Annotated in this window: 27 protein-coding genes; 14 read left to right on the plus strand and 13 right to left on the minus strand. The window is 71.7% G+C overall.

Annotated features, from left to right (window positions below):
- Positions 1 to 6: 6 nt before the first annotated feature.
- The 5 genes from ACQP1P_RS00520 to ACQP1P_RS00540 form a co-directional block, all read right to left on the minus strand.
- Complete coding sequence (locus ACQP1P_RS00520; RefSeq protein ID WP_433082042.1) at positions 7 to 990, minus strand: alpha-ketoacid dehydrogenase subunit beta; 984 nt, start codon at positions 988 to 990, stop codon at positions 7 to 9.
- Positions 990 to 2,123 carry a pyruvate dehydrogenase (acetyl-transferring) E1 component subunit alpha gene (pdhA, locus tag ACQP1P_RS00525; RefSeq protein ID WP_433082044.1) on the minus strand — a complete coding sequence of 378 codons (1,134 nt, stop codon included), beginning with the start codon at positions 2,121 to 2,123 and terminating at the stop codon, positions 990 to 992. The genes ACQP1P_RS00520 and pdhA overlap by 1 nt, the downstream gene beginning before the upstream one ends.
- 235 nt (positions 2,124 to 2,358) lie before the next feature.
- The gene (locus ACQP1P_RS00530; RefSeq protein ID WP_433082046.1) at positions 2,359 to 2,751 is read right to left on the minus strand and encodes a hypothetical protein; all 393 of its coding nucleotides are present in this window, start codon (positions 2,749 to 2,751) and stop codon (positions 2,359 to 2,361) included.
- 235 nt (positions 2,752 to 2,986) lie between these two features.
- Positions 2,987 to 3,166: a hypothetical protein gene (locus ACQP1P_RS00535; RefSeq protein WP_433082048.1), complete on the minus strand. Its 180-nt coding sequence runs from the start codon at positions 3,164 to 3,166 to the stop codon at positions 2,987 to 2,989.
- An 8-nt stretch (positions 3,167 to 3,174) separates the two neighbouring features.
- Positions 3,175 to 3,432, minus strand: coding sequence for a hypothetical protein (locus ACQP1P_RS00540; RefSeq protein ID WP_350610292.1), 258 nt, complete (start codon positions 3,430 to 3,432; stop codon positions 3,175 to 3,177).
- Between the two features lie 184 nt (positions 3,433 to 3,616).
- On the opposite strand from ACQP1P_RS00540, the gene ACQP1P_RS00545 reads away from it, so the two are divergent.
- The 4 genes from ACQP1P_RS00545 (at position 3,617) to ACQP1P_RS00560 (ending at position 6,823) form a co-directional block, all read left to right on the plus strand.
- The gene (locus ACQP1P_RS00545) at positions 3,617 to 4,456 is read left to right on the plus strand and encodes a helix-turn-helix domain-containing protein (protein WP_433082050.1); all 840 of its coding nucleotides are present in this window, start codon (positions 3,617 to 3,619) and stop codon (positions 4,454 to 4,456) included.
- A 28-nt stretch (positions 4,457 to 4,484) separates the two neighbouring features.
- Positions 4,485 to 4,685, plus strand: coding sequence for a DUF397 domain-containing protein (locus ACQP1P_RS00550; RefSeq protein ID WP_433082052.1), 201 nt, complete (start codon positions 4,485 to 4,487; stop codon positions 4,683 to 4,685).
- 246 nt (positions 4,686 to 4,931) lie between these two features.
- Positions 4,932 to 5,465: an N-acetyltransferase family protein gene (locus ACQP1P_RS00555; protein WP_433082054.1), complete on the plus strand. Its 534-nt coding sequence runs from the start codon at positions 4,932 to 4,934 to the stop codon at positions 5,463 to 5,465.
- A gap of 131 nt (positions 5,466 to 5,596) precedes the next feature.
- Positions 5,597 to 6,823, plus strand: coding sequence for a DUF4192 domain-containing protein (locus ACQP1P_RS00560; RefSeq protein ID WP_433082056.1), 1,227 nt, complete (start codon positions 5,597 to 5,599; stop codon positions 6,821 to 6,823).
- Here ACQP1P_RS00560 and fdhD read toward each other — a convergent pair.
- Positions 6,762 to 7,745 (minus strand): formate dehydrogenase accessory sulfurtransferase FdhD, encoded by a 984-nt coding sequence (fdhD, locus tag ACQP1P_RS00565; RefSeq protein ID WP_433082058.1) that lies wholly within the window; start codon positions 7,743 to 7,745, stop codon positions 6,762 to 6,764. The genes ACQP1P_RS00560 and fdhD overlap by 62 nt on opposite strands.
- A gap of 103 nt (positions 7,746 to 7,848) precedes the next feature.
- On the opposite strand from fdhD, the gene mobA reads away from it, so the two are divergent.
- The 3 genes from mobA to ACQP1P_RS00580 all read left to right on the plus strand — a co-directional run bounded on the left by mobA (position 7,849) and on the right by ACQP1P_RS00580 (position 10,009).
- Positions 7,849 to 8,436 (plus strand): molybdenum cofactor guanylyltransferase, encoded by a 588-nt coding sequence (gene mobA, locus ACQP1P_RS00570; RefSeq protein ID WP_433082059.1) that lies wholly within the window; start codon positions 7,849 to 7,851, stop codon positions 8,434 to 8,436.
- Positions 8,433 to 8,669 (plus strand): DUF6457 domain-containing protein, encoded by a 237-nt coding sequence (locus tag ACQP1P_RS00575; protein WP_433082061.1) that lies wholly within the window; start codon positions 8,433 to 8,435, stop codon positions 8,667 to 8,669. The genes mobA and ACQP1P_RS00575 overlap by 4 nt, the downstream gene beginning before the upstream one ends.
- A gap of 257 nt (positions 8,670 to 8,926) precedes the next feature.
- Positions 8,927 to 10,009 (plus strand): T3SS (YopN, CesT) and YbjN peptide-binding chaperone 1, encoded by a 1,083-nt coding sequence (locus ACQP1P_RS00580; RefSeq protein WP_433082063.1) that lies wholly within the window; start codon positions 8,927 to 8,929, stop codon positions 10,007 to 10,009.
- A gap of 6 nt (positions 10,010 to 10,015) precedes the next feature.
- Here the strand turns inward: ACQP1P_RS00580 and ACQP1P_RS00585 are convergent, their stop codons facing one another.
- Together ACQP1P_RS00585 and ACQP1P_RS00590 are read right to left on the minus strand one after the other, a co-directional pair.
- Positions 10,016 to 11,854, minus strand: a complete 1,839-nt coding sequence (locus ACQP1P_RS00585; protein WP_433082065.1) for a beta-propeller domain-containing protein — start codon at positions 11,852 to 11,854, stop codon at positions 10,016 to 10,018.
- A 4-nt stretch (positions 11,855 to 11,858) separates the two neighbouring features.
- A complete protein-coding gene (locus tag ACQP1P_RS00590; RefSeq protein WP_433089741.1) occupies positions 11,859 to 12,341 on the minus strand; it encodes an Lrp/AsnC family transcriptional regulator in 483 nt (160 codons plus the stop codon).
- Between the two features lie 92 nt (positions 12,342 to 12,433).
- Here ACQP1P_RS00590 and ddaH point away from each other — a divergent pair, with 92 nt between their 5' ends.
- Positions 12,434 to 13,219, plus strand: a complete 786-nt coding sequence (gene ddaH, locus ACQP1P_RS00595) for a dimethylargininase (RefSeq protein ID WP_433089743.1) — start codon at positions 12,434 to 12,436, stop codon at positions 13,217 to 13,219.
- Here the strand turns inward: ddaH and ACQP1P_RS00600 are convergent.
- The 5 genes from ACQP1P_RS00600 to ACQP1P_RS00620 form a co-directional block, all read right to left on the minus strand.
- Entirely contained in the window at positions 13,216 to 13,662 is a 447-nt protein-coding gene (locus tag ACQP1P_RS00600) for a hypothetical protein (RefSeq protein ID WP_433082067.1), read from the minus strand. The genes ddaH and ACQP1P_RS00600 overlap by 4 nt on opposite strands.
- Before the next feature lie 79 nt (positions 13,663 to 13,741).
- Positions 13,742 to 15,103 carry a histidine kinase dimerization/phospho-acceptor domain-containing protein gene (locus ACQP1P_RS00605; RefSeq protein ID WP_433082069.1) on the minus strand — a complete coding sequence of 454 codons (1,362 nt, stop codon included), beginning with the start codon at positions 15,101 to 15,103 and terminating at the stop codon, positions 13,742 to 13,744.
- The gene (locus tag ACQP1P_RS00610) at positions 15,096 to 15,713 is read right to left on the minus strand and encodes a response regulator transcription factor (protein WP_433089745.1); all 618 of its coding nucleotides are present in this window, start codon (positions 15,711 to 15,713) and stop codon (positions 15,096 to 15,098) included. Before ACQP1P_RS00610 ends, ACQP1P_RS00605 begins: the two co-directional genes overlap by 8 nt.
- 551 nt (positions 15,714 to 16,264) lie before the next feature.
- A complete protein-coding gene (locus tag ACQP1P_RS00615) occupies positions 16,265 to 16,792 on the minus strand; it encodes a hypothetical protein (RefSeq protein ID WP_433082071.1) in 528 nt (175 codons plus the stop codon).
- A 360-nt stretch (positions 16,793 to 17,152) separates the two neighbouring features.
- Positions 17,153 to 17,731 carry a hypothetical protein gene (locus tag ACQP1P_RS00620; RefSeq protein WP_433082073.1) on the minus strand — a complete coding sequence of 193 codons (579 nt, stop codon included), beginning with the start codon at positions 17,729 to 17,731 and terminating at the stop codon, positions 17,153 to 17,155.
- Positions 17,732 to 17,901: 170 nt separating this feature from the next.
- Between ACQP1P_RS00620 and ACQP1P_RS00625 the strand changes: the two genes are divergently transcribed.
- From ACQP1P_RS00625 to ACQP1P_RS00650, 6 genes are read left to right on the plus strand one after another with little or no spacing between them, the layout of a single operon-like run.
- Entirely contained in the window at positions 17,902 to 19,068 is a 1,167-nt protein-coding gene (locus ACQP1P_RS00625; RefSeq protein ID WP_433082074.1) for an efflux RND transporter periplasmic adaptor subunit, read from the plus strand.
- An 11-nt stretch (positions 19,069 to 19,079) separates the two neighbouring features.
- Positions 19,080 to 19,808 (plus strand): response regulator transcription factor, encoded by a 729-nt coding sequence (locus tag ACQP1P_RS00630; protein ID WP_350610274.1) that lies wholly within the window; start codon positions 19,080 to 19,082, stop codon positions 19,806 to 19,808.
- The gene (locus tag ACQP1P_RS00635; protein ID WP_433082076.1) at positions 19,805 to 21,394 is read left to right on the plus strand and encodes a sensor histidine kinase; all 1,590 of its coding nucleotides are present in this window, start codon (positions 19,805 to 19,807) and stop codon (positions 21,392 to 21,394) included. The genes ACQP1P_RS00630 and ACQP1P_RS00635 overlap by 4 nt, the downstream gene beginning before the upstream one ends.
- Positions 21,395 to 21,430: 36 nt before the next feature.
- Positions 21,431 to 22,684, plus strand: coding sequence for an efflux RND transporter periplasmic adaptor subunit (locus ACQP1P_RS00640; RefSeq protein WP_433082078.1), 1,254 nt, complete (start codon positions 21,431 to 21,433; stop codon positions 22,682 to 22,684).
- A gap of 1 nt (position 22,685) precedes the next feature.
- On the plus strand, positions 22,686 to 23,408 hold the full coding sequence (locus tag ACQP1P_RS00645) for an ABC transporter ATP-binding protein (protein WP_433082080.1): 723 nt from the start codon (positions 22,686 to 22,688) through the stop codon (positions 23,406 to 23,408).
- Positions 23,405 to 24,622: an ABC transporter permease gene (locus ACQP1P_RS00650; protein ID WP_433082082.1), complete on the plus strand. Its 1,218-nt coding sequence runs from the start codon at positions 23,405 to 23,407 to the stop codon at positions 24,620 to 24,622. The genes ACQP1P_RS00645 and ACQP1P_RS00650 overlap by 4 nt, the downstream gene beginning before the upstream one ends.
- Positions 24,623 to 24,661: the final 39 nt, after the last annotated feature.

A 24,661-nucleotide genomic window follows, 5' to 3' on the forward strand; every position in this document is an offset into this window, starting at 1 on the left:
GGCCCCCTAGAACCCGAACGAGCGGTCGACGGCGTCGAGCACCCGGTCGAGGTCCGGCAGGTACTCCTCCTCCAGGCGCGCGGCCGGGTACGGAGTGTCGAAGCCGGTGACGCGCAGGACCGGGGCCTCGAGGGAGTAGAAGCACTCCTCGGTGACCCGGGCCGCGACCTCCGAACCGAGGCCCAGGTTCCCGGGCGCCTCGTGCACGACGACCGCCCGGCCCGTGCGGCGCACCGACTCGTACACCGGCGCCATGTCCAGCGGCGAGAGCGTGCGCAGGTCGATGACCTCGATGGAGCGCCCGTCCTCGGCCGCGGCGGTGGCGGCGTCCAGCGCGGTGCGGACCATCGGGCCGTAGGCGATCACGGTGACGTCGGTGCCGGGCCGGGCGACGCGCGAGGCGTGCAGCGGCAGGCTGGCCGAGTCGACGTTGACCTCGCCCTTCTCCCAGTAACGGCGCTTGGGCTCCATGAAGACGATCGGGTCGTCGGACTCGATCGACTGCTGGATCATCCAGTACGCGTCGTCGGGCGTGGCGGGCGAGACGACCTTGAGGCCGGCGGTGTGGGCGAAGTACGCCTCCGGGGACTCCGAGTGGTGCTCGACCGCGCCGATGCCGCCGCCGAACGGGATGCGGATGACGATCGGCAGGCTGAGCTTGCCCCCGGAGCGGTAGTGGATCTTGGCTACCTGGGAGACGATCTGGTCGTACGCCGGGTAGACGAACCCGTCGAACTGGATCTCGCACACCGGGCGGTAGCCGCGGATCGCGAGGCCGACCGCGGTGCCGACGATGCCCGACTCGGCCAGCGGGGTGTCGATGACCCGCTCGTCGCCGAAGTCCTTCTGCAGCCCGTCGGTGATGCGGAAGACGCCGCCGAGCTTGCCGACGTCCTCGCCCATGATCAGGACCTTGTCGTCGCGCTCCATGGCGCGGCGCAGGCCGGTGTTGAGCGCCTTGCCGATCGAGAGGTTCTCCGCGGCGGCCATCAGTGCCCACTCCCCTCGAAGGACGCGAGGTACTTGGCGAACTGTTCCTTCTGCTGTTCGAGCTCGGGGGAGCCGTGCGGGTACACGTGATCGAACAGTGTCATCGGGTCGGGGTCCGGCATCGAGAGCACGCGCTCGCGCAGGTTGACGGCGGCCACCCGGGCCTCCTCGTCGATGGCGTCGAAGTAGTCGTCCTTCGCCATGCCCTGCTTGGTCAGGAACGCGCGGAGCCGCTTGATCGGGTCCTTGGCCTGCCAGGCCTCGACCTCGCTCGCGATGCGGTAGCGGGTCGGGTCGTCGGAGGTGGTGTGGGCGCCCATGCGGTACGTGTACGCCTCGATGAGCGACGGGCCCTGGCCGTGCCGCGCGTCGTCCAGCGCCTTGCGGGTGACCGCGTAGCAGGCGAGCACGTCGTTGCCGTCGACGCGCAGGCCGGGGAAGCCGAAGCCACTGGCGCGGTGGTACAGCGGGACACGGGTCTGGCGCTCGAGCGGCTCGGAGATCGCGTACTGGTTGTTCTGGCAGAAGAACACCAGCGGCGCGTTGAAGACCGAGGCCCAGATGAAGGCCTCGTTCACGTCGCCCTGGCTGGTGGCGCCGTCGCCGAAGTAGGCGATGACCGCCTCGCCGTCGTCCGAGCCGACCTTGCCGTCCTTCGTGATGCCCATGGCGTAGCCGGTCGCGTGCAGCGTCTGCGCGCCGATGACGATCGTGTACATGTTGAACTTGAACTCGTTGGGGTCCCAGGCTCCCTGGTCGACCCCGCGGAACAGGCTCAGCGGCATGATCGGGTCGATGCCGCGGGTGTAGAGCACGCCGTGCTCGCGGTAGGTCGGGAACGCCATGTCCTGCGCGCGCAGGGCCCGGCCCGAGCCGACCTGGGCCGCCTCCTGGCCCAGCAGGCTCGCCCAGATGCCGAGCTCGCCCTGGCGCTGCAGCGCGGTGGCCTCCGTGTCGAGCTTCCGGACCACGACCAGGTCGTGGTAGAGCGCGCGGTACTCGTCATCGGTGAAGTCGACCGTGTAGTCGGGGTGTTCGACCCGGTCGCCCTCGGGGGTGAGCAGCTGCACGAACGCGGGTTCCGGCGCGGCCCGTGTCCCTGACGCCCGGGCCTTGACTTCGCCCTTCGCCATCCGTATCTCCCTGTCGTCTCTCGCGTCGGCAGCGGGGGTTGACCCTGCCACGCGGCGGGGGTGTCTGCCACGCGGCGACCCGGTGGGATCGGCGCGTCGCGGGTGGGCACGAGGATTCGTGCCCGGGAGCCGACCCCGGGCTCTGCCTCGCAGGGTATGCGGAGGCTACGGCCCCGTTGCCGGTGTGTGTCCAGCATCGCAGAAGGCGTGTCGATCGACACCCTGGAGTCGGCCCTCACCGACGGGCTAATACCGAAAAATCCCCCCACGTCGGGCAGATCTTCTCCGCGTTACGTCGCGTTAGTCCGAATGACCCCACTGAGTTTGGAGTTCCGTTGTCCTCGGACGTGCGCAACCATCGGCTGTTCTCGCCCAACCGGCGGCCGCTGCTGATCTCCGCGCTGCTGGTGCTGCTCACCTCGGTGCCGACGATGATCGTCGTGGTGGCCGGCAGCGCGACGCTGGACAGCGCGCCGCCGACCCGCACCCCCGTCGTGGCCGACCCGCAGCCGGGCCCGGTCGTGGTGGGCTCGGGCCCCGGGTCCGGCCCGCACGCCTCGGGGCCGGCGGGCGGCCACTCGATCGCCGCCGTGCCGACCGCGCCCCAGCCGCCGCTGCGGCCCCGCACGACTCCACGGTCCACGCAGGGTTCCGGGGGATCGGGAGGTGGCGGCGGTACTTCCGGCAGAACGCCCCATCGCCTCAACCCCTCGATGGAGGCGTCGCCCCCGAAGACGGACGGGACACCGATACAGGACCGGGCGTGGCCCGGCTGGGACAGCAGCATCAAAGAGTCGTCATACGATATCCACCAGGGTCGGTCGATCGGACATTTCCGGTCGGCCGATTCGGCTTTCGGGGCGTCACCGTCCGGCGCGCGTGTTCGAGTTGCGCGTCACGACCGCCCATGCCGTCGCGAAGGGCTTGCACGGCCAGTGCGCGCACCCCGCCGTGCAGCCGCCGCCGGGCCGGTCGGTGACGGGCTGGTGGTGCTCGACCCGGCGCCGCGCGTCCGTGACCGCGTGGTCGTAGATGACGGGCATGATGCTCCTCAGACCCCCTGGACCGCGGGCGCGGTCCACAGCAGGCGCGCGTTGTAGAGCTGCTGTGCCGTGGCGAGCGCGGCCTCGGCGGAGCGGAACACGGCGACCTCCGTCTTGCCGTTGCCGAGGCGCCAGCTGAGCACCGCCTGGTCGGGCAGCTCATGCCCCCAGGCGACGACTTGCGGGTGGTCGTCGTCGAGTGGATCGGCCACAATGCCGAAGAGCCGTGGTGCGCCTTCTAGCAGGAGCGTGTCGTCTTCAAACACCACTGGTCACCACCGATCTCCCTCCGGCCGAGGTGCGATCTGACGCGTCCAGAATGCACGTGCAAGTTACGCACGGCAATACGGCGTTTCGAACTTGAGTAGAGCAAGGCAATCGCTTACCCATCACGCGCTTGCGCGCCACCCCGGTAACGGACACACTCGTCCTGAGTAATGGAGGTGAGCGGTGTCCAGCGCCCACAGCCCCACGTTCCCCCGTTTCCAGTTGGGCAAGCAGCTGCGCGAGATGCGCGAGAAGGCCCGGCTCACCACGGAGGACGTCGGCCTGCAGCTGGACTGCTCACCGAGCACGATCAGCCGGATGGAAGGCGGCAAGGTCGGCATCCGGCGCAGCACGCTGGAACGTCTGCTGGAGATTTACGAGGTCACCGACCAGGAACAGATCGACACACTGGTCGTCCTCGCGCGTCAGGGCAAGACGCGAGGCTGGTTCGCCCGCTACGGCGACCTGCCCGCGAGCTACTCCCGTTACATCGGGTTGGAGTCCAACGCAATCGAGATGCGTGACTACGAGGCGCTCGTGGTGCCCGGGATGCTCCAGACGGAGGAGTACACGCGGGCGCTGCTCGCGGCCTCTCCCAGCGAGTCCGAGGATGCCGTCGAAGCCCACGTCAAGGCGCGCCGTGAGCGGCAGAACCTGCTCAGCCGCGCCGAACAGCCACTGCAGCTCATCGCGGTCCTCGATGAGAGCGTCATCCGGCGCAGCATCGGTGGACCGGACGTCATGCGGTCGCAGCGCAAGCACCTGGCCGACATGGGCCGGGAGAGAAACGTGACGGTCCAGGTCCTGCCCTTCTCCGGAGGGGCATATGCCGGCATGGCCGGATCGTTCGCGATTCTCAAGTTCCAAGATGCACCAAGCGTCGTGTACGCCGAGGCCATGACCGGCGACATCTACCCGGCCGCCGATGATGTCCAGCGCTACGCCGACGTGTTCGAGAATCTGCGAGCTGCCGCGCTCAGCCCGTTGGAGTCGATCAAGCTGATCGAGGATTCTGCGAACTGAGTCCGGCCCAACCCGAAGGAGTGCGCAGATGGCTGCGCTGAACGAGCAGTGGCACAAGCCCACGCGAAGCGGTAACAACGGACAGTGCGTAGAAGCGCGGTTCGTCGACGGCGTCGTCGAGGTCCGCAACTCCAACTCCCCCGACGCGGGCCTGGTTCGCTTCACCCGCGCGGAATGGGACACCTTCATCGCCGCGGTCGACGTGGACGGCGAATTCCGCCTGCCGTAACGGGAACTCCCGCCCCATCTGTCGGGGCGGTGCGACACATGGATCGGTGAACAGCGAAGGGACGACCCCCGACCGGGTCGTCCCTTCGTCGTAGCTGCGAGCCGTTTTCGATGCTATCCCTCGCATCCGGGCCCGGGTACCGCATGCTCTTCAGTCGCGGGATGCAGCAAAAAGCGGCGAATCGGTCCCGGTAGCAATCCTGCGATGTGGGTGTCGCGATCCGGCCCGGCGGAGTAACTATGAGTTATGAGCACTCAGGTGTCGCCGGCGACGCAGTTGTCCGCGCTCACGATCCGGTCGTACCGTCCGACCGACCATCGCGAGTGCCGGCACCTGTGGGCCGAGATGACCGCGGCGGATGCCGGGCTCTACGGAGGCCCGGCGGACGACGACTCCGGGGCGGCCTTCGAGGAGTACCTCACCCGGCTCGACCTGTCCGGCATGTGGGTCGCCGCCGACGTGAGCGGCGGGGTCCTCGGCATGGTCGGGTTGCTGCTGGACGGCCGCGGCGGCCAGGTCGAGCCGCTGGTGGTCTCCGCCTCCCGGCGCGGCGAGGGGATCGGCCGCACCCTGCTGGCCCACGTGGCCGACCAGGCCCGGCGGCGCGGGCTGGGCCAGCTGAGCATCTCGCCCTCGGCGCGGAACCTGGACGCCATCCGATGCCTGCACGCGGCCGGCTACGACGCGCTGTCCCGGGTGACGCTGGCGATCGATCTGCGGCCTTCGAGCGCGTCGTTCGACGACGGCATCGACCTGTATGACCGTCGCTTTCGGTATTAGTCGATAGTCGGGGTCCGCTTCCGGGCGCGCCTTAGCACATGTCGCGCGCCGGTGCGGGCCCCTGTGGACGGTTGTCCACAGGCCACGGTTCGGACTTCCGGGCGGGCCCGGGGCGGTCCAGGCTCGTCGGCATGGCTTCCCGACTGCGTCTGCGCGGGCCCGCCGAGCTCCTCTCGGCCATGCCCTACCTCATGGGGTTCCACCCCACCGACAGCCTCGTCGCGCTCGGCCTGCGCGGCTGCGGCCTGCACCTGCAACTGCGCGGCGACCTGCCCGACGACCACGACGCCGCCGCGGTGCTGGCCGAGCACTACGGACGCCTCTTCCGGCGCAACGCGATGGACGGCGCCATGCTCATCGGCTACGGCCCGCCCGAGCGGACGGAGCCGTTCCTGCGCGCGGTGGGCGCGGCGATGACGGAGCGGGGCATCGCGGTGCTGGACCTCCTGCGCACGCACGAGGGCCGGTACTGGTCGCTGCTGTGCGAGGTCCCCGGCTGCTGCCCGCCCGAGGGCCGCGCGTTCGACCCGGCGACGTCGATCGCGGCGGCCGAGGCCACCCTCGCCGGGCTGGTCGCGCTGCCCGATCGGGCCGCCGTCGCCGCCACGTTCGCCGGGCCGAGCGGGCCGGCCCTCGAGGCGATCGAGGAGGCCGGGGACCGGGCCAATCTGCGTGTGCTGCGCCTCGTCGCCGGCCGCGACCCGAACGGCGTGCGCACCGCCGCCGTGGCCGAGGGCCGGGCCGCCCTCGACGCGGCCCTGGCCCGCTACGCGAGCGGGGGTCGGCTCACCGACGACGAGATCGCGTGGCTGCAGGTGCTCCTGCTCGTGGTCGACTTCCGCGACCGGGCCTGGGAGCGCCTCGACCGCGATGTGCGCCGCGCGAACGGCCTGGCCGAGGCGCACCGCGAGCTGTGGACCGACCTGGTGCGCCGCTGCGAACCGTCCGCGGTCGCGCCGTCGGCGACCCTGCTGTCGTACCTGGCCTGGCGCACCGGCAACGGCCTGCACGCCTCGCTGGCGCTGGATCGGGCGCTGGACGCCGATCCCGGGTACTCCGCGGCCGCCCTCATGGCCGAGATCCTCGCCCGCGGGCTGTCGCCGAGGCAGGTGCCGCCGCTCGGGCGCTCCCGGCGCCGGACCACGCGCCGGGTGGCCGTGCGGGCCTTCTCCTTCGCGCGGTCCGCCTCCAAGCCTCGGTCGAAGCTGTGCCCCGGCCCGGCCGTCCCGGCCGTCCCGGGCTTCGGGCCCGAGGACAGCCCGGGGGCCGCCGGACTCGACGAGGAGGACCCGCCCGTCAACGGTGGCGAGGGAGGGCCGGAGCGCCCTGGACTCGATGAGGGGAGGCGTACACGTTGAACGTCGACCCGCGCAGGAAGCCGACGAGCGTGAGCCCCGCCTCGGCCGCGATGTCGACGGCGAGGGTGCTCGGCGCGGACACGGCGGCGAGCAGTGGAACACCGGCCATCCAGGCCTTCTGGCACAGCTCGAAGCCGGCCCGCCCGCTGACCATGAGGATGTGCTCGGCGAGGGGGAGTCGTTCCTGGCGGACGGCCCACCCGACGACCTTGTCGACCGCGTTGTGCCGCCCGATGTCCTCGCGGAGGCAGACGAGCTCGCCGCCCGCCGTGAACAGCCCGGCCGCGTGCAGGCCGCCGGTCGTGTCGAACGCGCGCTGGCGACGCCGGAGCGTCGCGGGGAGCCCGGCCAGGACGGCGGGCGCGACGGTGAGGGGGTCGCGGCTCACGTCGAACGTCGAGCGGGTGCGCACGGCGTCGATGCTGGCCTTGCCGCACACGCCGCACGAGGAGGTGGTGTAGAAGTTGCGGGCGGTCTGCTGAGCGACCGGCGCGGGGACGTCGGCGCTCAGCCGGATGTCCACGACGTTGTACGAGTTCGGCTCCTCGTCGCCGGCGCACAACTTCGCGGTGACCACGTCCGCGGCTCGCCCGATGACGCCCTCGGTCAGCAGGAAACCGATCGCGAGGTCGAGGTCGTCACCGGGCGTGCGCATGGTGACGGCGAGGGCCTGCCCGCCGACTCGGATCTCGAGCGGCTCCTCGGCGGCGAGCGTGTCCGGCCCGACCCGCGCCTCGACCCCTGCCGCGACCCCTGTCGCGACCTCTGCCGCGACCTCTGCCGCGACCCCTGCCTCGACCTGTGCGTCGGTCGGCCGCGTGATGGTGGCGGTGAGTCGTGCGGCGTCGGGAGCGGGTAGGGGCGTTGTGCTCGCCGGTGGCCGTGGGGGCGAAGGTTCGGTTTCGTCGGCGGTCAGGTGCATCCGGACGATGGTGCGGCGTTGCGTGACGCGGCCCATGGTGCGGCCCTCCTGACGGCGGCGTTCGTCGGCGTTTCCCGTTCTCGTCCGACGGTAAGTTCTCGTTGTGCTCGACGGCCAACTGGGAACGCTCGCGGCGGTGATTCTCGCCGGCGGCAGGGCCTCGCGGCTCCACGGACGGGACAAGCCGATGATCGCCGTCGGCGGGGTGCCCATGTTGGCAAGGGTCGTGCGCGCCGCGGTGGAGGCCGGGGCCGCGCCCGTCGTCGTGGTCGGGCCCGAGCGGGGCGGGATGCCGGCCGGGGTACGGGTCGTCCGGGAGGAGCCCGCCGGGGGAGGGCCGGTCGCGGCGGCCGCGGCCGGCGTGGCCGGGGTCGGGCAAGCCGGCGTCGTTGCGCTGCTGGCCTCCGATTTGCCGTACATGTCCGCTCAGGCGCTCCGCGTCCTGATGGATGCCCTTGGAGACGCCGACGGGGCCCTGTTCGTGGACGAGGACGGGCGGCGGCAGCTGCTCTGCGGGGTCTGGAACCGGGCCACGCTGCAGCGGGCGATCCACGCGTTCGGCGACACCGGCGGCGGGTCGCTCCGGCGGCTCGTCAAGGAGCTGAACGTCGTCGAGGTGCGGTGGGACGGGGAGAAGGCGCCGTACGTCGACTGCGATACCGAGGAAGATCTCCGAAGGGTGGGGCTGTGAGCGAGAACGTGCTCGGGGAGTGGCTGGACACCGCGGCGGCAGCGCTCGGCGTCGACGCGCCCGACGGTGAGACGCGCAAGGCGGTGCTCGACCTCGCGCGGGACGTGGCGCACAACGTGGCCCGGCCGGGGGCGCCGCTCACCGCGTTCCTGCTGGGGCTGGCGGTGGGGCGCGGGGCGGACGTGCACGCCGCGAGCGCCGAGCTGAGCCGGCTGGCCATCGGCGGGGAGTGATCGATCGGCCGGTCCGGGGCCGCGCCTGGCCCGATCGTCCCGGCCCGAGCCTGGCCCGATCGTCCCGGCCCGAGCCTGGCCCGATCGTCCCGGCCCGAGCCCGGCCCGATCGTCCCGGCCCGGTCGCCGCTGGGGCCGGCGGTGATCCACGAGGCGGATGTGCAGGCCGCGGCCGCTGAGTTCACCCGCCTGGCCACCCCTGCCGAGTGAGCGATCGACTCTGGATAGGGTGAGGGCGCGGGGATAGGGAGGCGATCATGGCTGGTGAGCCCGGCGACGGCGGCGCGGCATTCGAGAGTGCGCTGTTCGACGACGAGGATCCCGCGGGCGGCAACCTCAAGGAGAAGGTGGCCGAGGCCTGGCGGGACTTTGCGCGGCACCTCGTGGACGGGCTGCGTGACCTCGCGCCCGGGACCACGCTCGACCTGACGCTCGACCCCACGGCCTCCGGGACCGGGGACGCGATCTACTCGGTCCAGGTCACCGGCGAGGAGGGCGACCAGCTCGCGGCCACGGCGGTGAGCAATGCCGACCTGCCCGCCGCGTACCGGCTGGACCGCACCGTCATCGCGGAGATCGTGGCGCTCGGCTGGTCGCCGCCGGGGGTCGTGGCCGGCTCCGGCGAGTCGTTCGGGCTGCGGGTCGGCAAGGCCGAGGCGCCTCAGCTGAGCCGGTTGATCATGCGCACGCTGCGCGACATCTACGGCGCGCCGCACCCGGCGTTCCTGACCTACCTGGCGCACGACGCCGAAGGGCAGATCGCCCCGGTGCCGGCGCTCGGGGTGGCGCGGTCGCTGGCGTCGCTGGTGGACGCCGCGGAGGTGGTCCGGCCCGGCGCGGGCAGCCTCGCGGAGCTCAGCGAGCAGACCGAGGACCTGCCGCTCTACGACAAGGTGACCACGGTCGTCGCGAAGCTCATGAAGACCACGCCCGAGGAGCTGCCGATCGATCCCGACGGGGACATCGGCATCCGCTCCGGCTCGGCGATGGTGTTCGTGCGGGTGCGCGACAACCCGCCCCTGGTCGACGTCTTCTCGCCGATCCTGACCGAGATCGAGCCGACCGAGCGGCTCTACGTCAAGCTTTCGGAGCTCACCAACCGGATGCCGATCGGCCGGCTGTACTGCACCAACGACACGGTCTGGGCCAGCGTCCCCGTGTTCGGCCGCGACTTCCAGGCCACGCACCTCATGCTCGCCGTGCAGGTGATGACCGGGCTCGCGGACGAGCTCGACGACCGCCTGCACGGCGAGTTCGGCGGGAAGCGCTTCTTCGGCGAGGGCGACAAGCCGAAGCCGGCGATCACCGGCGACAGCGAGCGAACGGGCATGTACCTCTAGGAGCCTCTAGACCAGCGGCAGCCAGGCCTGCTGGGCGAGCGTCACGAGATCGTTCGCCTGCAGGCCCTGGTCGGACAGCGTCCACAGCGTCCCGCCGATCACGAGCGAGCGCCGCATCTGGGTGTAGCGCGCCGCCGGGTGCGTGATCGACCCCGCCTTCGTGACCTGGTTGTCGTGCACCGACAGGATCAGCGCGCTGGGCTGCTCGCCGCGCACCGGCAGGACCACGGCGCCCGTCGCGGGCCAGAACAGGAACGCGTGCGGGTCGAACTCGGCCTCCGAGCCGGACCCCGGCACCTGGAACTGAGACAGCCGCGCCGGGTCGGTCAGGTCGTGCACGTCGAACAGCGACACCTGCAGGCCCTGCACGCGGCCCTTCTCGTCGGCCTCCTGCCCGACGCCGAGCAGGCGCCCGTCGCCGGCCGGGTGCAGGTACGCGGAGTACCCGGTGATCTTGAGTTCGCCCAGCGTGCGGGGCGCGGACGGGTCGCTCAGGTCCAGGGTGTGGAGCGGGTCGGTCTGGCGGAACGTGACCACGTAGGCCGTCGTGCCGATGAACCGCACCGAGTAGATCTTCTCGCCCCGGCCGAGCCCGCCGACCTTGCCGGTCTCGGCGAGCGCGCCGGCGCGCTGCTCGAGCACGTAGACGGCCGAGGCGTCGTTCGCGGTCGTCGCCACCCGCAGCCGGCCGTCCCACTCCGACATCGAGTACTGGTTGAGCAGCCACCCCGGCACCTCGCCCGCCGCCGCGTACTTCGGCCGGGCCGCCCCCGCGACCGTGAACTTGAACAGCTGCGTCTTCGGGTCGGGCGCCGGGCCGGCCCGCTTGACCAGCGGCCCGTTCACGCGCCAGCGCTGGTCGTTGGCGACGTAGAGACTCGGGCCGTTGGCGTAGACGATGCCGCCGTCGGCCGCGACCGAGACGGGCTCGCCGGAGCCGAGGCCGGCCGCGCCGAGGTCGAAGGTGGCCACGGTGAGCAGCGACGTTCCCGAATACGTTTCCGGCAGTTGTACCGCCCCGCACCCGACGTGCCCGTCCGTCTTCTTCCCCGCGGCGTCCGTCGAGGTCCACCGCGGCAGCCAGTCCTCGACGGGCGCGGCGGCGACGGCCGAGCGGTTGGCGGCCAGCCGGGCCTCGTCGTCCTGGAACTTCGAGTGGTCCAGGAACGCCAGCCGCGGCGCCGAGCGGATCACGACCCGGGCGACGCTGCCGACCTGGCGCGCGTCGAGCAGGGCGCCGTCGATGCGGTAGGTGCTCACGATCCTCGGCGCGCCGGCCAGGTCGACGAGGGTGAGCAGCGGCCCGCCCCCCTGCGGATCGGAGTAGTCGAAGCCGAGCACCAGCGCCCGGTCGCCGGCCAGCAGCAACCGGTCGGCGCCGGCGGCGGGCTTGGCGCTGTCGCTCGCGCCGTCGAGCGCCAGCGTGCCGGTGACCTTCCGTGAGGCGGCGTCGACCACGACGAGGCGGTTGCGCGCGAGGGTCACGATCCGCCTGCCGTCGGTCTTCACCACGTCGGGCTCGTCGACGCCCGCCTCATGGGTGTTGGTACCGGAGAAGCTCTGATCGCCGCCCGCGGCCTTCGCCTGCGCCTCGGGCACGGCACCGCTGTTCAGGGTGGTGCGCATGCCTCCGGGCAGGGTGTTGAAGCCCCACGGGCCGACCGCGTCCATGGTGGCCTTGCGCAGGCCCTTGGCCAGCTCCTCGCAGTCGTCGAAGGCGACCAGGCGCAGGGCGGGGGCGGGGCCGGGGCCGCTCCGGGCCACTTCGGACAGGTCCGACGAGGTCGCGGTACACCCGGAAAGCACCAGGCACAGGGCGCTCAGCGTGGCGGCGGCGCGTTTCATGGCTCTAGGACGGCGGCGGGCCCCCGGCGGTTCCCGGGTCCGGCGCGATTCGCGGGGCCAGCGTCTCCACCAGCCGCGACAGCACGATCATGCTGCGGGTCGAGGTCACGAACGGCTCGGCGCGCAGCCGCTCGAGGGCCTCCTCGAGCCCGGCCATGTCCATCGCCCGCAGATGGACGAGCGCGTCGGCCTCGCCGGAGATGGTGTACGCCCCCACGACCGCCGGATGCCGCTTGGCCGCCGCCTTCAGCTGGGCCGGCGAGGTGCGCCCGGTGCAGAAGAGCTCGACGAACGCCTCCGTGGTCCAGCCCACCGCGCCCGGGTCGATCAGGGCCGTATAGCCGCGGATCACACCGCTGGATCGGAGCCGGTCGACGCGCCGTTTCACGGCCGGGGCGGACAGCGCCACCCGCTCGCCGATGTCCGCATACGATGAACGGGCGTCCTCCTGCAGGAGCGCAATGATTCGCTGGTCAATCGGGTCCAGGCGCAACGAATCCCCTCTCGAAAGCAACTTTTCTCGCTGTTTTATGAAACACAGGAAATCTACCGTTTGATCTCGTGACGCGGTCGTACCTGATGTCGCCACCCGAGCACTTCGTGGTGGAATATGCGATCAATCCCTGGATGGACACCACCGCCCCGGTGGACACCGAGCTGGCCGTGAAGCAGTGGGAGGGCCTGCGCGAGACGCTGGTCCGCCTGGGCCACGAGGTCCACGTGCTACCGCCGGAGATCGGCCTGCCGGACATGGTCTACGCGGCCAACGGCGCCTTCTCGGTCGACGGGGTCGTCTACGGCGCGAAGTTCAAATACCCGCAGCGCGCCGCCGAGGCGGCCGCGCACCGGCGGTTCTACGACACGCTCGGCTGGCGTTACCACCTGGCGTCGGAGACCAACGAGGGCGAGGGCGACTTCACGTACCTCCCCGCGGCGCTCGGGGGCCTGGTGCTGGCCGGGCACGGCTTCCGCACCGAGGTCGCCGCGCACGCCGAGGCGCAGGAGACGCTGGGCCGGCCGGTGGTCTCGCTCCGGCTCGTCGACCCGCGCTTCTACCACCTCGACGTGGCGCTGGCCCCGCTGGACGACGCGAACGTCGTGTACTACCCGGAGGCGTTCTCCGAGTCCTCGCGGCGGGTGCTCGCCCAGCTCTTCCCCGATGCCGTGATCGCGACGGAGTCCGACGCGCTCGCGTTCGGCCTCAACCTCGTCTCCGACGGGCGCAACGTCGTCCTCAACAGCGAGGCGACCGGGCTGGCGGCGCGGCTGCGCGAGGCCGGCTACGTGCCGGTCCCGGTCGAGCTGAGCGAACTCAAGAAGGGCGGCGGCAGCGTGAAGTGCTGCGTCGCCGAACTGCGCGACTAGCTGCTGGGCTCGGACGGCTGGGAAGGCGTCCGCACGACCACCCGCTTCGCGGTCCACGTGGCCGACTTCTCAGCCGGTGCGGTGCCCGCGACCGTCAGTTCGGTGCCGGGCATGATGCCGCTGGGCTGGATGGTCTGCCGCTTGGCGTACACCTTCAGGTCCTTCGGCAGCTGCCAGGTGCGCGTGAAGCCGTCGGACGAGCGGACGGTCAGCGCGGTGTCCGTCACCTTCGTCGCGTCGCCGTTCTGGATGGCGACGCGCACCGGGCCGTGCTTCGTCTGCACGAGCCCCTCGCCGTGCAGCACGTCGCTGAACATGTCGCCGTGTGACCCGGACGGCGGCGCGCTGGGCTGCGGGGTCGGCTGCGCCGCCGCAGCGACGGGCGGCAGCGCGCCGGTGAGCGTGAGGACCGCCGCGGCGCAGAGCAGGCCTAGTCGTTTCATCGGGGTACCTCCTCGCAAGAGGGCGAGGGTGTGCCCTACCTCAGATCTCGCGCCGCAAACTCCGGCGCGCGGGCGGTCCTCATGACACCGTGCGTAGCGGGAACGTGACCGTGAACTTGGCTCCGCCCTCGGGTGCGTGCCCGGCGTCGATGCGGGCCCCGAGCCGCCGCGACAGCCGCGCCGCCAGCGCCAGCCCGAGCCCGCTGCCGACCTTGCGCACGCCCTGGTACCGCCGCGACAGCGCCCCCCGCTCGAACGCCACCGCCAGGTCCTCGTCCGTGAACCCGGGCCCGCCGTCGCGTACCTCGATCCAGGCCGCCGCCGGGCTGGTGTAGAGCGCGAGCACCAGGGGGGCCTGTGCCGGTACCACCCGCAGCGCGTTCTCCAGCAGTCCGTCGAGGATCTGCCGGATGCGCCCCGGGTCGGTCGACACCGGGACCGGGAACGGCGGCAGCTCGGTGCGCAGGACCAGGCCCGCGCTCGCGACCCGCCCGCCCCACGCCTCGGCCGTCGTGGCGAGCAGCTGCGTGAGGTCGACGTCCACCACCTCGATCGGCAGGTCCGCGGCCTCGAGCCGGGCCAGCACGAGCAGGTCGGCGATGAGCCGGTCGAGGCGCTCGGCCTCGTCGAGCACCGTCTGCCCGGCCCGCTGCGCGCCCTCCTCGCCGACCACCCCGTCCGCGAGGGCCTCGGCGTAGCCTCGGATCGTCGTCAGCGGAGTGCGCAGCTCGTGCGAGACCGACAGCAGGAACTCCCGCTCCCGCCCCTCGCTCGTGGCCAGGGCGGCGGTGAGCGCGTTGACCGCGTGCGCGAGCTCGGCGACCTCGGCCGGCCCGTCGGGGGAGAGCGTCACCGTGCGGTCGCCCGCGCTGAGCCGCTTCGCCGCCGTCGCCACGTTGCGGATCGGCCGCGCGATACGCCGGGCGAGCAGCGGCCCGGCGATGAGCCCGGCGGCGAGCCCGGCCAGCAGCGCGATCCACAGCTGGCTGGAGAAGCGCTCGAGCGCCCCGCCCGGCGGCACCTCGGCCAGCACGACGCCGTTGCCGTCCTTGCCGATCGAGCGCCCGGCCACCAGCCGAATCCGCCCGCCCACCTTCGCCAGGCGCACCTCGACGTTCTGGCCGGCGGCGATCGTCTTGACCACGTTCGCGGGCAGCCCTTCGCGGTCGGCCTTGCCGGAGCGGATGAGGTACACCTCGATGTTCTGCTCGGCCAGGCGCTTGGCGACGTTCTCCTCGTCGGTCGGGTTGCGGGGCGTGTTCACGAAGCGCGGGCGCAGCAGCTCGGCCGTGAGCTTGGTGTCGTCGGCGAGCCGCTGCCGGGCCGCCCTGTTGGCCTGGGTCGCGGTGAGCGGGATGCCGACGGCCGCGGTGACGAGCACCGACACCACGGCGACGACGCAGGTGACGAGCGCCGTGCGGGCGGCCAGGGACTTAAGCATCGGCGGTGTATCCGACTCCGCGCACGGTACGGATCACCGAGGCGGCCTCGCCCAGCTTGCCGCGCACCTGGGCCACGTGGACGTCGACGGTGCGGGTGCCGCTGTGCGCCGCGTACCCCCAGACCGACCCCAGCAGCTCCTCCCGCGTGAAGACCCGCCCGGGCCGGCCCATGAGGTGCGCCAGCAGGGAGAACTCGGTGGACGTGAGGCTCACGGGGGCGTTGCCGACCCGGCACTCGCGGCGCGCGGGGTCGATCGTGATCGGCCCGACCGTGCGCACCTGCTCCACGTCCGGCGGTCCCTGGGTGCGGCGCAGCACCGCCTTGACGCGGGAGACCAGTTCGCGCGGGCTGAACGGCTTGGTGATGTAGTCGTCCCCGCCGAGCTCGAGCCCGAGGATGCGGTCGACCTCGTCGTCGCGGGCGGTCAGGAACAGCACCGGCGTCCAGTCGCCCGCTTCGCGCAGCCGCCGGCAGATCTCGGTGCCGTCGAGGCCGGGCAGCGCGATGTCGAGGACGCAGGCGACGGGGCGGAGCTTGCGCGCGGCCGCGAGGCCGCCGGGGCCGTCGTGCTCGACGTGCACGCCGAAGCCTTCGCGGGTGAGGTACATCCGCAGGAGGTCGGCGATCGGCTTCTCGTCCTCGACGACGACCACGAGGCCCTTGCCCTGATCCACCGTCCCATTCTGACGGTTTTCGCGCTTGGGGCATGTTCGGGAGATGTTTGGGAAAGCCCCACCGCGGAAATCAATATGGCGATCGGCCCCCTCGCAGCGGCAGCCAGCGCCCGCAGTCGAGGCGGGCCGATCACATTGTGTGGGCACCTGGCCGCACGCTGCTGCTCGATAAGTCGGGCGCTCCGCGCCGCGACTTATCGGATTTTTCGCCTGACGGGCCTTCATTCCGATTCCGGCGGAATCGGTGCGCGGTAGAGCCGCAACGCGACAGGCAAGCGAATGCGGCACGCCGCGGCGCGAGACGGGGCGGACAACGGCGTGAGGCGAGCGGGGCGGCGCGGCGAGTGGGCGAGCGGCGAGCGGACGATCGGGCAGCGCGGTGCGATGAGACGGCGCGCGATCGGGCAGCGGTGCGACGAGCGGGCGGCCAGCGGGGTTGGCGAGGCCTCTGTGAGGGGCCGCGAAGCCGGCGAGATGCGGTGCGGTCAGGCGAGGCGCAGTTCGGGGCGGGACTTGACGGGTGCCGTGGCGCGGACCGCCGAAGCCGCGGAAGCCGTCGAAGTCGCGGCGCGCGCCGGCTCGATGACGCCCCAAGGCGTGCGGAACGCCTGCTTCAGGGCCTCGTCCAACCGCCACATCTCCGCCGTCGAGTCGAGGCTGATCCAAAGGTTCTCGCGCACCCCGTCGATCGCCGTCACGCCCAGCTGAATCCCGGTGCGCTCCGGCTCCGGCGTCCACGCCACGTCGGCCAGCTGGTGGAGGTCGGCGTTGAGGTGGAGGCTGACTCGGCGCAGTACCGCCGACTCGCTCGTCACCACGAGGCGGTTGCGCGTCAGCATGAGCACGTTGCGCCGGCCGCGGCTCGTCGTGCACCGCGCGATCACGGCGACCGCGTCGCGGTCCCCGGCGCAGCGGCGCAGCACCTGGACATGGCGCGCGACGGTGCCGCCCGGCAGCTTCGCCAGCGCCGTGGCCGGCAGGAACGTCCGTGAGAAGGTGTCCAGCGCTTCCATACCGTGCGCAACGAGAGGGCTCGCGCACCGACACGCGTTTGGAGCGCCGATCTCGCGGCCCCGGCATCCGGACACTCCCACGATGTCCGGATCAGCCGATTTGTGGCCGCGAGACCGGCGCACAGCGGGTGCGACGCCGACGCACCCTGGAGTGAAGACCTTCACGCGTTCGGGCGAGTCCGGCGTGTCAGACATGCCCGAATAGGTTGGCGGTGGCCGGTTACCCGCTGACCCGCTGGGGAACCGGCCACCAGCCCGGTGTACCCGAAAGTGACGGCCCGACCGGCTGGGCGCTGGGCGCAGTGACCCGGTGGCGTGCGCCGCCGGATCCAGCGCCCGGCCGGACGGGTGCTCGATGGGTCAGGACGCGCGCGGGCTGGGCTTCAGCGGGGCGCACGCCTGCACCGCGGCCGCGACCTTCGCGTCCGAGGTGTCGAGCTGGTCGGTGGGGCCGGTGATGGTGAGGCCGTGCTCGGTGAGGCAGTTGCGGTACGCCGCGTCCTGGCCGTTGCCGCGGTTGCCGCCGCCGTTGCCGAAGCCGCCGCCGGGGAAGCCGCTCGGGCGCAGCGACGCGCACGCCTTCTGGGCCTTCTCCCACGTCTGCTGGTCGACGCCGTTCGGGGCCGCGGTGCCGAAGAAGCCGCCGCCGCCCGGGTTGCCGCCGCGGAAGCCGGCGCTGCCCGACGGGCGCGGCTGGCCGGAGGGACGGGGCTGGCCGGAGGGGCGGCTGTCGGGGAAGCCCGACGGGCGCGCGGTGGGCCGGCCGGACGCGTTGAACTGCGGGAGCTCGACGCCGTTGTTGCGCAGGCACGACACGTAGTCCGTGCCGCCCGACGCACCCGCGGCGCTCGGGGTCTTGTCGTCGGAGGAGCCGCAGGCAGCGGCGAAGATCGCCACCGCGGCGAGCGCCAGAGCGGCGCCGCCGATCCGCTTGTTCATCACCCGTGTGATGGAACGTCGCCAAGCTCGATGGGAAGTCGGCCGAAGCTCAAAATTTCCTCACAACCGCAAGGCGCGTAAATGCCGCGATTCGGCCGGACGGCGGCTCCCAGGGAACTTTGAGGTCGGGCCTAGCTGGCCGGGAGGAGAACCCGCTGAACTACGTTCCCATGAAGGTCTGGTGGCTGGCCGGAGGGGTCGCCGTGCTCGCGGCCGCAGCCGTGACGACGGTCGTGCTGACGAGTGCCGACGAGAAGGCCCCGGTGCGGGTCAGCACCGCCAAGGTGGGCCGGGGGCAGGTCAGCAGCACGGTGTCCGCGTCCGGCACGGTGCAGGCCCAGGCCACCCGCAACCTCGGGTTCACCACCAGCGGCACGCTCACCGAGCTCAACGTCAAGGCCGGCGACGTCGTCGCCGAGGGCGCGGTGCTGGCGAAGATCGACGACTCGTCGGCCCAGGACGCGGTCGACCAGGCCGCCGAGAGCGTCTCCAACGCGCAGGACGCGCTGACCAAGGCCGTGACCGCGCACGACGCCGCGCTCGCCCTGCCCACGAGCAACCCGACAACGGCCGCGGCCAATCCGTCGAGATCGGCCGGCGGCCAGACCGGCGGCCAGGCCGGCGGCCAGGCCGGCGGCCAGACCGGCGGCCAGACCGGTCAAGGCGGACAAAGCGCCCAGGGCGGTGGGCAAAATGGTCAAAACGCCGCCCAGATCCGCGCCAACCAGGTGCAGCAGACCAGCGACAACCTCATGAACGCCCAGCAGCGGCTCAACAACGCCAAGCTCAGCCTCACGCAGGCCAACGCCAAGCTCGCCGGCACCGTCATCACGGCGCCGGTCGGCGGCAAGATCCTCTCGGTGAGCGGCTCGGTCGGCAGCCAGGCCGGCTCCAACGTGATCACGCTCGCCGGCACCGGCGACGCGGTCGTCAAGGCCCAGTTCACCGAGGCCGAGGTGGCCGCGCTCAAGGTCGGCCAGACGGCGCAGATCACTCTGCCGGACAACGCTTCGCAGAAGTACGCCGGCAAGGTCCTGCAGATCGACCCGGCCGGTACGGTGTCGAACCGGCTGGTGCGCTACGCGGCCCTGATCTCCTTCGACAAGGTGCCCGACACGCTGCTCTACGGTCAGAGCGCTACTGTCGCAGTAGTCACCGCGTCCGCGGACGACGTGCTGTTCGTCCCCTCGACCGCCGTGCACGACGGGTTCGTGACCGTGCGCGTGAACGGCAAGGACGAGCGGCGGGCCGTCGAGACCGGGCTGCGCGGCGACGTCAACACCGAGATCAAGAGCGGACTTGCCCAGGGCGACGAGATCCTGGCGGCGGGTCAGTGACGATGGAGCCGATGCCGATCGCGACGCAGGCGACCGAACGCCAGCCGAAGGTCCTCGTCGTCGACGACGAGGCGAGCATCCGCGCCCTGCTCTCGGCCACGCTGCGGCTGACCGGCTTCGAGGTCCGGGTCGCCACCGGGGGCAACGAGGCGCTGGCCGCGGCCGCCGAGTACTGCCCCGATCTCGTCGTGCTCGACGTCATGATGCCCGACCTCGACGGCTTCGAGGTCGCCCAGCGGCTGCGCACGAGCGGCCGGCCGGTGCCGGTGCTGTTCCTGACCGCGCGCGACTCCGTCGAGGACCGCATCTCCGGGCTGACCGTCGGCGCCGACGACTACGTGGCCAAGCCGTTCAGCCTCGAGGAGGTCGTGCTGCGGATCCGCGCGATCCTGCGCCGCAGCCTGGGCGAGCAGCAGCAGCTCGTCGACGGCGGGGTGCTGCGCTACGCCGACCTGGAGATGGACGAGGACGCGCACGAGGTGCGCCGCGGCGGCATTCGCGTCGACCTGTCCCCGACCGAGTTCAATCTGCTGCGGTACCTCCTGACGAACGCCGGCCGCGTGGTGAGCAAGGCCCAGATCCTCGACCGGGTCTGGAACTACGACTTCGGCGGCGACGGGCGGATCGTGGAGAGCTACGTCTACTACCTCCGCCGCAAGATCGACAAGTGGGACCCGCCGCTGATCCACACGGTCCGCGGCGTCGGCTACGCGCTGAGACTGCCGAGAACCGAGGGGTGAACCCGCGGCCCTGGAGACACTGGACGGTCCGGACGCGGATCGTCGTCTCCGTCGTGTCGATCGCCGCGGTCGCCTTGATCACCGCGAACGTGATCGGTGTGCTGTTCCTGAACTGGTACCTCATGCAGCGCGTCGACCAGCAGCTCATGGGCCCCGCGCGGGCTCGTCCGCCGGCCAGCTCGACCCAGTACCGGCGCCCGGAGGGCCAGTTCTCGCCCGGCCCCGAGTTCCAGGTGTTCCGCTTCAACGGCGACGGCAAGCTCGACAGCACCGTCGAGACACCGCTCGTGGACCCGAAGCTCTTCGGCGACATCAAGCAGCGGGCCGCGGCGGGGACGCCCTTCACCGTCGACGGCCCGAACGCGCAGTGGCGGGTCCGCGTGCAGGAATGGCCTTCGGGCAACGGCTACATGGCGTTCGCGATCTCCCTCAAGGACGTCGTGGCGACGCGGGACCAGATGGTGCAGTACACCTCCGGCATCAGCCTCTTCCTGCTCGCGCTGGTCGGCATCGCCACCGCCGCGCTGGTCCGGGTCGGGCTGGCGCCGCTGACGCGCATGGAGGAGGCCGCGGCCGACATCGCCGCCGGCAACCTGTCCCGCCGCATCGACGACGCCGACTCGCACACCGAGTCGGGCCGCCTCGGCATCGCGCTCAACACGATGATGACCCGCATCGAGGGCGCGGTCGACGACAGCGCGGCCTCGGAGCGGCGGCTCCGGCAGTTCCTCGCCGACGCCGCGCACGAGCTGCGTACCCCGCTCACCAGCGTGCAGGGCTTCGCCGAGCTGTACCGGCGCGGCGGCGCCCCGCCCGGCCCGGCCCTGGACGAGGCGATGGAGTGCATCGATGCCGAGGTCAGCCGGATGCGCCTGCTCGTCAACGACCTGCTGACGCTGGCCCGCTTGGACGAGGAGCGCCCGCTGCAGCAGCACCCAGTCGACCTGCTCGCCGTCGCCGCCGACACCGTGCGGGACGCGCACGTGCGGGTGCCGACGCGGTTCGTGCAGCTCGCGGCGCTGGAGGAGCGCTCGGTGAACTTCGAGCCGATCACGGTCGAGGGCGACGAGGCCCGGCTGCGGCAGGTGGTGGCGAACCTGGTCAGCAACGCGCTGCAGCACACGCCGGAGGACACCCGGATCGTGGTCAGGGTCGGGCGCGCCGGGCCGCCGAAGATGCTGCCGATCGCGACCGTCGGGGGCACGCTGCCCGAGGGCGCGCCGCTGGGCTGCATCGAGGTCAGCGACACCGGCCCGGGCATGAAGCCGGAGGACGCCGTGCGCGTCTTCGAGCGGCTGTACCGCGCCGAGGGCTCCCGCTCCCGCCGCTACGGCGGCGCCGGCCTGGGGCTGTCGATCGTCGCCTCGATCGTGCAGGCGCACGGCGGGCGCGTGGAGCTGTGGACGGCTCCGGGGCAGGGCACGACGTTCCGGGTACTGCTGCCGGCTCTGGATCTTCCCGACGACCTCCCCGACGAATTCGTCGACATCGACCTCGATGAGGGCGTCGAATCGGGGCCCGATCGGCCCGACGAATCGGTGGAAATGCGGGCAACGGGATTCCGAGGCAACTCCGAGGTTCGCTGAGGTTTGCTCCGAGCGATTTCCACCACCATTCCCCTCATGCGTTTGTCGCTGCCTTCTGTGGGCAAGCCACGGCTCAACTCCGTGACCCTCGTGAACACCGTGCTCGTGCTCGCCGTGGTCGGCGGGGTGTTCTGGGCGTACCAGATCGTCAGCGGGCCGGCCGCGAACGCCGGCACCGGGACGAGCACCACGCGCACCCGCAACGTGGCGGTCACCGAGGGCACGGTCTCCCAGACGGTATCGGCGACCGGCTCGGTGGCCAGCGCCTCGACCGCGAACGCGAACTTCGCCACCTCGGGCACGGTCATCGAGGTCGACGTGAAGGTCGGCGACGTGGTCACGAAGGGCCAGACGCTCGCCAAGGTGGACCCGACCGCGGCCCAGGCCGCGCTGGACACCGCGAAGGCGAACCTGACCGCGGCCAAGGCGGCGCTGACCCGCGACCAGAACAACTCCGCCGACGACGCCACGATCGCCTCGGCCCAGGCCCAGGTCGCGACCGCGCAGGCGAACGTGACCTCGGCGCAGGCCAACGTCAACGGCACGGTGCTGACGGCCCCGATCGCCGGCACGGTCACCGCGGTCAGCGGCGCGGTCGGCTCCTCGTCGGGCGGCTCCGGCTCGTCCAGCGGCGGGGGCGGCGGCAACGGCACCACCGGCTCGACGACGTCGAGCTCCTCGAGCTCGGGCAGCGGCTTCGTGCAGATCGCGGACCTGTCGAAGCTGCAGATCAACGCGAGCTTCGCCGAGTCGGACGCGACCAAGCTCAAGGCGGGCCAGAGCGCCGGCATCACCTGGAGCGCGCTGTCCGGCACGCGGGCGACGGGCAAGGTGGCCACCATCTCGCCGACGGCCACGACCAGCAACAACGTGAACTCCTACGCCGTGACGATCTCGCTGGACTCGCTTCCGGAAGGTGTACGGCTGGGTCAGAGCACCACCGCGGTGGTGACGATCGCCGAGGCGCAGAACGTGCTGCGCATCCCGAGCGCCGCCCTGCGCACCGCCGGCGGCCAGCGCACGGTGCAGGTGTCGGTCAACGGGCAGACCGAGGAGCGCCAGGTCGAGGTCGGCATCACCGGCGGCGGCTTCGTCGAGGTCAAGTCCGGGCTGCGGGCCGGTGAGCAGGTCGTGATCACCACGACGACGACGAACTCGACCACCGGCACGAACAACCAGTTCCCCGGCGGGGGCAACTTCCCCGGCGGCGGCGGCAACTTCGGCGGGGGCGGCGGCAACTTCGGCGGGGGCGGCGGCAACTTCGGCGGCGGCGGTCGTGGGGGCAACTGACATGACCACGCAGACGATGACCGTGGTCGAGTCGACCACCAAGCCGGTGCTCGACATTCAGAACGTCAGGAAGATCTACGGCCAGGGCGAGACCGAGGTGCACGCGCTGCGGGGCGTGACGCTCACCGTCGAGCGCGGCGACTACGTCGCGATCATGGGCTCGTCGGGCTCGGGCAAGTCGACGCTCATGAACATCCTGGGCTGCCTCGACATTCCGACGTCCGGGCGGTACCTCCTCGACGGCGTCGACGTCAGCCGGCTCAACGACCGCCAGCTCGCGCTCGTGCGCAACCGCCGGATCGGCTTCGTGTTCCAGTCGTTCAACCTCATCGCCCGCACCACCGCGCTGGCCAACGTGGAGCTGCCGCTCGCCTACGCCGGGGTCAAGGCCGCCGAGCGCCGCCGCCGCGCCCGGGCCGCCCTGAACATGGTCGGCCTGGCCCAGCGCGAGGACCACGAGCCCAACCAGCTCTCCGGCGGCCAGCAGCAGCGCGTCGCGGTCGCCCGGGCGCTGGTCACCGCGCCGGCCCTGGTGCTGGCCGACGAGCCCACGGGCAACCTCGACACCCAGTCCACCAACGACGTGCTCGCGGTGTTCGACCAGCTCAACCGGTCGGGGCGCACCATCGTGCTGATCACTCACGAGCCGGACGTCGCCGAGCACGCCAAGCGGCTGATCCGGCTGGTCGACGGACGCATCGTCCAGGATGAGCGGCTGAAGTGAACATCTTCGAGACCATCCGCTTCGCGCTGCGCGCGATCACGGCGAACAAGCTGCGCTCCAGCCTCACGGTGCTGGGCATCCTGATCGGCGTCGCCGCGGTCATCCTGCTCGTCGCGGTTGGCAACGGCTCGGCCCGGGCGGTGCAGAACCAGATCGAGTCGCTGGGCACCAACACGCTGACCGTCACGGCGGGGGCCGGCGGCGGGGCGCGCGGGGCGGCCTCGACCCAGAACACCGCGCTGAACATGGATCTCGTGCCCGCCCTGGAGAACAAGGACGAGGCCCCGCACGTCAAGAGCGTCTCGCCGGTCGTGACCGGCTCGCAGGCGGCGACCTACGAGGGCACGGATCACACCATCGCGCAGTTCGTCGGTACGTATCCGGGCTATGTCGCGGCGTCCAACTTCAAGGTCTCGAAGGGCTCGCTGTTCACCGACGACGACGTGAAGGACTCGCGCAAGGTCGTGGTGATCGGCGCGACCGTCGCCGAGGAGCTCTTCGGCTCCGTCGACCCGCTGTCCAAGCAGATCACCGTCTCCGGCAAGCTCTTCACCGTCATCGGGGTGCTCGCGGAGAAGGGCGGCAGCGGCTTCAACGACCCGAACGACGTGGCCATGGCGCCGGTCTCCGCGGTGCAGGAGTCGCTGACCGGGTACGGCTCGCTCAACCAGCTCCTCGTCCAGGCGACCTCGCCGGACGCGGTCAGCGCGGCGCAGGCCGAGATCACCGCGATCCTCAACGCGAAGCTGAACATCAGCGGGTCCTCGACGACGTCGGCGTACCGCATCCTCAACCAGTCGCAGCTGCTGGAGACCCGGGCCAACACCGCCGAGACGTTCACGCTGCTGCTCGGCGCCGTGGCCGGCATCAGCCTCCTGGTCGGCGGCATCGGCATCACGAACATCATGATGGTGACCGTCACCGAGCGGACCCGCGAGATCGGCATCCGCAAGGCGCTCGGCGCCCCGAAGCGCACCATCCTCACCCAGTTCCTGGTCGAGGCGACGGTGCTGTCGCTGATCGGCGGCCTGCTCGGCGTGGCCGCGGCCATCATCGGCAGCCAGTTCACGATCGTGAGCATCAAGCCGGTCATCGTGCCCAGCTCGGTCGCCCTGGCACTGGGCTTCTCGGTCGCGATCGGCCTGTTCTTCGGCAGCTACCCCGCCTCCCGGGCGGCCGGCCTGCGCCCGATCGAGGCCCTTCGGTACGAGTAAATGCCCTGTCGTCCTCCGCGCGGGTAGGTCCCGGTTGCG

The organism is Dactylosporangium sp. CA-052675, assembly GCF_050947935.1.
Taxonomy (GTDB): domain Bacteria; phylum Actinomycetota; class Actinomycetes; order Mycobacteriales; family Micromonosporaceae; genus Dactylosporangium.

What these genes read in the sequence shown, in the direction of transcription:
- ACQP1P_RS00520 (WP_433082042.1), bottom strand. Translation starts at nt 990, where the DNA reads ATGGCCGCCGCGGAGAACCTCTCGATCGGCAAGGCGCTCAACACCGGC.
- pdhA (WP_433082044.1), bottom strand. Translation starts at nt 2,123, where the DNA reads ATGGCGAAGGGCGAAGTCAAGGCCCGGGCGTCAGGGACACGGGCCGCG.
- ACQP1P_RS00535 (WP_433082048.1), bottom strand. Translation starts at nt 3,166, where the DNA reads ATGCCCGTCATCTACGACCACGCGGTCACGGACGCGCGGCGCCGGGTC.
- ACQP1P_RS00550 (WP_433082052.1), top strand. Translation starts at nt 4,485, where the DNA reads ATGGCTGCGCTGAACGAGCAGTGGCACAAGCCCACGCGAAGCGGTAAC.
- ACQP1P_RS00555 (WP_433082054.1), top strand. Translation starts at nt 4,932, where the DNA reads ATGAGCACTCAGGTGTCGCCGGCGACGCAGTTGTCCGCGCTCACGATC.
- ACQP1P_RS00560 (WP_433082056.1), top strand. Translation starts at nt 5,597, where the DNA reads ATGGCTTCCCGACTGCGTCTGCGCGGGCCCGCCGAGCTCCTCTCGGCC.
- fdhD (WP_433082058.1), bottom strand. Translation starts at nt 7,745, where the DNA reads ATGCACCTGACCGCCGACGAAACCGAACCTTCGCCCCCACGGCCACCG.
- ACQP1P_RS00580 (WP_433082063.1), top strand. Translation starts at nt 8,927, where the DNA reads ATGGCTGGTGAGCCCGGCGACGGCGGCGCGGCATTCGAGAGTGCGCTG.
- ACQP1P_RS00585 (WP_433082065.1), bottom strand. Translation starts at nt 11,854, where the DNA reads ATGAAACGCGCCGCCGCCACGCTGAGCGCCCTGTGCCTGGTGCTTTCC.
- ddaH (WP_433089743.1), top strand. Translation starts at nt 12,434, where the DNA reads ATGTCGCCACCCGAGCACTTCGTGGTGGAATATGCGATCAATCCCTGG.
- ACQP1P_RS00600 (WP_433082067.1), bottom strand. Translation starts at nt 13,662, where the DNA reads ATGAAACGACTAGGCCTGCTCTGCGCCGCGGCGGTCCTCACGCTCACC.
- ACQP1P_RS00605 (WP_433082069.1), bottom strand. Translation starts at nt 15,103, where the DNA reads ATGCTTAAGTCCCTGGCCGCCCGCACGGCGCTCGTCACCTGCGTCGTC.
- ACQP1P_RS00610 (WP_433089745.1), bottom strand. Translation starts at nt 15,713, where the DNA reads ATGTACCTCACCCGCGAAGGCTTCGGCGTGCACGTCGAGCACGACGGC.
- ACQP1P_RS00615 (WP_433082071.1), bottom strand. Translation starts at nt 16,792, where the DNA reads ATGGAAGCGCTGGACACCTTCTCACGGACGTTCCTGCCGGCCACGGCG.
- ACQP1P_RS00620 (WP_433082073.1), bottom strand. Translation starts at nt 17,731, where the DNA reads ATGAACAAGCGGATCGGCGGCGCCGCTCTGGCGCTCGCCGCGGTGGCG.
- ACQP1P_RS00625 (WP_433082074.1), top strand. Translation starts at nt 17,902, where the DNA reads ATGAAGGTCTGGTGGCTGGCCGGAGGGGTCGCCGTGCTCGCGGCCGCA.
- ACQP1P_RS00630 (WP_350610274.1), top strand. Translation starts at nt 19,080, where the DNA reads ATGCCGATCGCGACGCAGGCGACCGAACGCCAGCCGAAGGTCCTCGTC.
- ACQP1P_RS00640 (WP_433082078.1), top strand. Translation starts at nt 21,431, where the DNA reads ATGCGTTTGTCGCTGCCTTCTGTGGGCAAGCCACGGCTCAACTCCGTG.
- ACQP1P_RS00645 (WP_433082080.1), top strand. Translation starts at nt 22,686, where the DNA reads ATGACCACGCAGACGATGACCGTGGTCGAGTCGACCACCAAGCCGGTG.